The sequence below is a fragment of the Streptomyces ficellus genome (assembly GCF_030406405.1).
In the GTDB taxonomy this organism is placed as follows: domain Bacteria; phylum Actinomycetota; class Actinomycetes; order Streptomycetales; family Streptomycetaceae; genus Streptomyces; species Streptomyces ficellus_B.
Window position 1 is genome coordinate 1 of sequence record NZ_JAUEPL010000072.1, and the last position, 5,438, is coordinate 5,438.

At 71.5% G+C, this 5,438-nt stretch carries 4 protein-coding genes and 2 pseudogenes; 1 reads left to right on the forward strand and 5 read right to left on the reverse strand.

Features of this window, described 5'->3' with window-relative positions; translation table 11 throughout:
• A pseudogene (locus tag QWM81_RS28885) lies at nucleotides 1-548 on the forward strand (AAA family ATPase); the annotation flags it as partial.
• Nucleotides 549-731: 183 nt separating this feature from the next.
• On the opposite strand, the gene QWM81_RS28890 reads toward QWM81_RS28885, so the two are convergent.
• The 5 genes and pseudogenes from QWM81_RS28890 to QWM81_RS28910 all read right to left on the reverse strand — a co-directional run.
• Nucleotides 732-3,164 carry an ATP-binding cassette domain-containing protein gene (locus QWM81_RS28890; RefSeq protein WP_290115450.1) on the reverse strand — a complete coding sequence of 811 codons (2,433 nt, stop codon included), beginning with the start codon at nucleotides 3,162-3,164 and terminating at the stop codon, nucleotides 732-734.
• A gap of 49 nt (nucleotides 3,165-3,213) precedes the next feature.
• Complete coding sequence (locus QWM81_RS28895) at nucleotides 3,214-3,630, reverse strand: VOC family protein (protein ID WP_290115452.1); 417 nt, start codon at nucleotides 3,628-3,630, stop codon at nucleotides 3,214-3,216.
• A gap of 5 nt (nucleotides 3,631-3,635) precedes the next feature.
• Complete coding sequence (locus tag QWM81_RS28900; RefSeq protein ID WP_290115453.1) at nucleotides 3,636-4,061, reverse strand: helix-turn-helix transcriptional regulator; 426 nt, start codon at nucleotides 4,059-4,061, stop codon at nucleotides 3,636-3,638.
• Between the two features lie 394 nt (nucleotides 4,062-4,455).
• Nucleotides 4,456-5,247 (reverse strand): ABC transporter permease, encoded by a 792-nt coding sequence (locus QWM81_RS28905; RefSeq protein WP_290115455.1) that lies wholly within the window; start codon nucleotides 5,245-5,247, stop codon nucleotides 4,456-4,458.
• Nucleotides 5,244-5,438, reverse strand: a pseudogene (locus QWM81_RS28910) (ABC transporter); the annotation flags it as partial. The gene QWM81_RS28905 and the pseudogene QWM81_RS28910, both read right to left, overlap by 4 nt.

Below are 5,438 nucleotides of genomic sequence, written 5' to 3' on the forward strand. Positions count from 1 at the left end.
GGGCGGCCCGCGACTGGGCCGGTCAACTGGCCCACCTGGGCAGGAAGTCCGTCCCCGTGGTGGCCCTGACGACCGGGTTCCGCGTCCCGGCCGGTGTGGTGGAGCTGGCCAACCGGCTGCTGGCCGCGCTGGACGTGGACGTGCCGCCGGGGCGTTCGCTGCGCCGGGACGGGGAGGTGACGGTCCGCCAGGTGCGGGACCTGGCGGCGGCGACGGTCGACGCGGTGCGGGCGGCACTGGCCCGCGAGGGCTCGGTCGGCGTGATCGCCACGGAGCCGGCGGCCGGGCGGCTGGGCGCCGCGCTGGAGGCGGCGGGGCTGGCGGGGCCGCGCGTGACGGTGCTGCCGGCGACGCTCGCCAAGGGCCTGGAGTACGACCACGTCATCGTCGCCGAGCCGGCCGCCATCGTCGCGGCCGAACCGCGCGGCCTGCACCGCCTCTACGTAACCCTCACCCGCGCCGTCTCCCGCCTCGACGTCCTGCACACCGAACCGCTCCCGCCCCAACTCGCGGACCCGGCGGCGGAGCCCGGCACACGGCGCGACTGAGACCACCCTGCCCGCATCCCCCTGGGCTGTCCGCCCACGGCGGGAGGCACACTCCGCGCCGCCGGATTCTCCCCCTCCGGCCTCACCCTGGCCGTCGCCACCAGCAGCGACCTTCACCGTCTGGACCCGCCGGCGGCCGCACCACGCCGGCTGACCGGCCGCTGCCGCTGCCGCTTGCCGAGCTCAGCTGCCGACGTAGGCCGCGAGGTGCTCGCCGGTGAGGGTGGAGCGGGCGGCGACGAGGTCGGCGGGGGTGCCTTCGAAGACGATCCGGCCGCCGTCGTGGCCGGCGCCGGGGCCGAGGTCGATGATCCAGTCGGCGTGCGCCATCACCGCCTGGTGGTGCTCGATGACGATGACCGACTTGCCGGAGTCGACCAGCCGGTCGAGCAGGCCGAGCAGCTGCTCGACGTCGGCGAGGTGGAGGCCGGTGGTCGGCTCGTCGAGTACGTAGACGAGCCGGTCGCCGCCCTTGTCGGTCATGTGGGTGGCCAGCTTGAGCCGCTGCCGCTCGCCGCCGGACAGTGTGGTGAGCGGCTGGCCGAGGCTGAGGTAGCCGAGCCCGACGTCGGCGAGCCGGTCGAGGACGCGGTGCGCGGCCGGGGTGCGCGCTTCTCCGGAGGCGAAGAACTCCTTGGCCTCGGTCACCGACATGGCGAGCACCTCGCTGATGTCGCGGCCGCCGAGCTTGTACTCCCGTACCGATGCCTGGAAGCGGTTCCCCTCGCAGTCCTCACACGTGGTGGCGGTGCCGGCCATCATCGCCAGGTCGGTGTAGATGACACCGGCGCCGTTGCAGGTCGGGCAGGCGCCCTCGGAGTTGGCGCTGAACAGCGCCGGCTTGACGCCGTTGGCCTTGGCGAACGCCTTGCGGATCGGGTCGAGCAGCCCGGTGTACGTCGCCGGGTTGCTCCGTCGCGAGCCCTTGATCGCTCCCTGGTCGACCGAGACCACCCCCGCCCCCGAGGGGACCGATCCGTGGATCAGCGAGCTCTTGCCGGACCCCGCGACGCCGGTGACGGCGCAGAGCACCCCCAGCGGGATGTCGACGTCGACGCCCCGCAGGTTGTGCGCCGTCGCGCCGCGGATCTCCAGCGTGCCGGTGGGCTTGCGCACCGTCTCCTTCAGGGCGGCCCGGTCGTCGAAGTGGCGGCCGGTGAGGGTGCCGCCGGCCCGCAGCCCCTCGACGGTGCCCTCGAAGCAGACGGTGCCGCCCGCCGTACCGGCGCCGGGGCCGAGGTCGATGACGTGGTCGGCGATCGCGATGGTCTGCGGCTCGTGCTCCACGACGAGGACGGTGTTGCCCTTGTCCCGCAGCCGCAGCAGCAGGTCGTTCATCCGCTGGATGTCATGGGGGTGCAGGCCGGTGGTCGGCTCGTCGAAGACGTAGGTGACGTCGGTGAGCGAGGAGCCGAGGTGGCGGATCATCTTGACGCGCTGCGCCTCGCCGCCCGAGAGCGTGCCCGACGGCCGGTCGAGCGAGAGGTAGCCAAGGCCGATCTCCCCGAACGAGTCGAGGGTCTGCCGCAGCGCGGCGAGCAGCGGCGCCACCATGGGGTATCCCCTGCTCGAAGAGGATGGGGAGGGCTGGTCGAGGCCGCGGACCCACTCGGCCAGGTCGCGGATCTCCATCGCGCACGCGTCGGCGATGCTGATGCCCTTGATCTTCGACGCCCGGGCGCCCTCGCTGAGCCGGGTGCCGTCGCACTCGGGGCAGGTGGTGAAGGTGACCGCCCGGTCCACGAACTCCCGGATGTGCGGCTGCATCCCTTCCCGATCCTTGGCGAGCATCGACTTCTTGAGCCGCGGGATCAGGCCCTCGTACGTCATGTTGATGCCCGCGATCTTCATCCGGGTCGGCTCGTGGTGCAGGAAGGCGTGCAGCTCCCTCTTGCTGAAGTCGCGGATGGGCTTGTCGGGGTCGAACAGGCCCGACTCGGTGTAGAGCCGGTAGTTCCAGCCGCCGGTCCTGTAGCCGGGGATGGTCAGCGCGCCCCCGTTGAGCGACATGGAGTCGTCGTAGAGCTGGGTGAGGTCGAGGTCGGTGACCGTGCCGCGGCCCTCGCATCGCGGGCACATGCCGCCGGTGCGGGAATACGTCGCCTTCACCGCCTTCTTGTTTCCGCGCTCGACGGTGATCGCACCGCTCGCCCGCACCGAGGCGGTGTTGAAGGAGTACGCGCTGGGCGGGCCGATGTGCGGCTGCCCGAGGCGGCTGAAGAGGATGCGCAGCATCGCGTTGGCGTCGGTGGCGGTGCCGACCGTGGAGCGGGGGTCGGCGCCCATCGGTTCCTGGTCGACGATGATCGCGGTCGTCAGCCCTTCGAGTACGTCGACCTCGGGCCGCGCCAGTGTGGGCATGAAGCCCTGCACGAAGGCGCTGTAGGTCTCGTTGATCAGCCGCTGCGACTCCGCGGCGATCGTGCCGAACACCAGCGAGCTCTTGCCCGAGCCGGAGACGCCGGTGAACACCGTCAGCCGCCGCTTCGGGATCTCGACGCTCACGTCCTTGAGGTTGTTCACGCGCGCGCCGTGCACGCGGATCACGTCGTGGCGGTCGGCGACGTGCGGCGCGGGCGCGGGCGACCGCGTGTCCGTGCTCGTGGCCATGGTCATCGGTGTCTCCCTCTGTGGATGGGTGCTTCACGGTCGGCGGGGCCAGAGCTCACTGCCCGCGAGGCTGGAGGAAGCGCAGCATGTTGCCGGAGGGATCGCGGAAGGCGCAGTCACGGACGCCATAGGGCTGGTCGATGGGCTCCTGGAGCACCTCGCCACCCGCGGCGCGGATGCGCTCGAAGGTGGCGTCGCAGTCGTCGGTACTGAAGATGACCCCGCGCAGCAGGCCCTTGGCCAGCAGTTCCGCCATGGCTTTCCGGTCGGCGGGCGAGGCGTTCGGGTCCGCGAGGGGCGGTTCGAGGACGATGTTCACCTCGGGCTGCGACGGCGCGCCGACCGTCACCCAGCGCATCCCCTCGAACCCGACGTCGTTGCGCACCTCCAGGCCGAGGACGTCGCGGTAGAAAGCGAGCGCCTTGTCGTGGTCGTCGACGGCGATGAAGCACTGCGAAAGCTTGATGTCCATGCGTTTCACGCTACGGGCGGGGCTGCGGGTCTGGCTTCTCCATTCCTGACCGGTCGCGTGTGGATCTTGGCGACGCAGGGTGGGATGGCGGCGCCCTCGTCATGCCGGCGCGCCCGGTACGCGCTCGGGCTCTCGCCCACCAGCTCGGTGAACCGCGAGCTGAACGACCCCAGCGACGTACACCCGACCGCGAAGCAGACCTCCGTCACCGACAGCTCGCCGCGCCGCAGCAGGGCCTTGGCCCGCTCGATCCTGCGCGTCATCAGGTAGCTGTAGGGCGTCTCCCCGAAGGCGGCGCGGAAGCTGCGGGAGAAGTGGCCGGACGACATGTGCGCCGCCCGCGCCAGCGCGGGCACGTCGAGCGGCTGCGCGTAGTCGCGGTCCATCCGGTCGCGCGCCCGGCGCAGCCGAACCAGGTCCTCCAGCGTCACCGCACCAGCATCGCACGGCCCCCTGCGGTGCGGGCGGCGTCAGTTGAGCAGGAGCCCGCGCGGAGATGAGCATCCGCGCCCATGCCGTGGCGCCGCCCCGTGGTGAGGATGGTGGACACCCTCACGGAAGGTACCGATGGTGAACCCCGCGCTGGCATTCGCGCCCGGCATTCGCCGGTTGTCCGCGGCGAGCCGCCTGCTCCTCGTGGGCGCTCTGGCATGCCCGCTCCCCACGGGCCTCGCGATCCGGACCTGGTTCCAGGCGGGCTGACCGGGCGTGCGCGGTCCTGCCTACGAACGCGGCGGCGTACCCCGACGCGGTGTCGGAGTACGCCGCCCTCGGGCGGGACGAGTCGCGGGAGGCGGCCCGCGCCGTCATGGGGGATTCATGGGGTTACTTGGGGTCGCGGTTGAACGTCGAGGCCGACCAGAAGTAGCCGAGCACCGCGAGCCCCAGGCACCAGGCGACCGCGAGCCACCCGTTGTGGCCGATCCCACTGCCGAGCAGCAGCCCGCGCAGGGTCTCGATGGCGGGCGTGAACGGCTGGTACTCGGCGATCGGCTGGAACCAGCCCGGCATCGCGCCGACCGGGACGAAGGCGCTGGACAGGAGCGGCAGCAGGATCATCGGCATGGCGTTGTTGCCGGCGGCCTCGGCGTTCGGGCTGATCAGGCCCATGCCGACGGCGACCCAGGTGAGCGCCATGGCGAAGAGCACGAGCAGCCCGAACGCCGCCAGCCACTCCAGGGCCGTGGCGTCCGTGGACCGGAAGCCGATGGCCACGGCGACGGCGCCCACGAGGACCACGCTCATGATCGACTGGAGCACGCTGCCGATGACGTGCCCGATGATGACGGAGCCGCGGTGGATCGCCATCGTACGGAAGCGGGCGATGATGCCCTCGGTCATGTCGTTGGAGACGGATACCGCGGTCCCGACCACGGTGCCGCCGATGGTCATCATCAGGATGCCCGGGACGATATAGGCGATGTACGCGGAGCGGTCCGCGCCGCCGCCGCCGATCCCCGCGCTCATCACGTCACCGAAGACGTAGACGAAGAGCAACAGCAGCATGACCGGGGTGAGCAGCAGGTTCAGGGTGAGGGACGGGTAGCGCCGCGCGTGCAGGAGATTGCGGCGCAGCATCGTGGAGGAGTCGCGTACGGCGAGGGAGAGCGAGCTCATCGGACGGACTCCTTGGGCTGGTCGGGGATGCCGGCGCCGCCGGTCAGGGCGAAGAAGACGTCGTCGAGGTCGGGGGTGTGCACGGTCAGTTCGTCGGCCTCGATGCCGGCCGAGTCCAGCCAGTCGAGGATGGAGCGCAGCTCGCGCTGGGTGCCGTCACTGGGGACCTGCAACGACAGCGACTCGTCGTC

What these genes read in the sequence shown, in the direction of transcription:
- QWM81_RS28890 (WP_290115450.1), bottom strand. Translation starts at nt 3,164, where the DNA reads ATGACCATGGCCACGAGCACGGACACGCGGTCGCCCGCGCCCGCGCCG.
- QWM81_RS28895 (WP_290115452.1), bottom strand. Translation starts at nt 3,630, where the DNA reads ATGGACATCAAGCTTTCGCAGTGCTTCATCGCCGTCGACGACCACGAC.
- QWM81_RS28905 (WP_290115455.1), bottom strand. Translation starts at nt 5,247, where the DNA reads ATGAGCTCGCTCTCCCTCGCCGTACGCGACTCCTCCACGATGCTGCGC.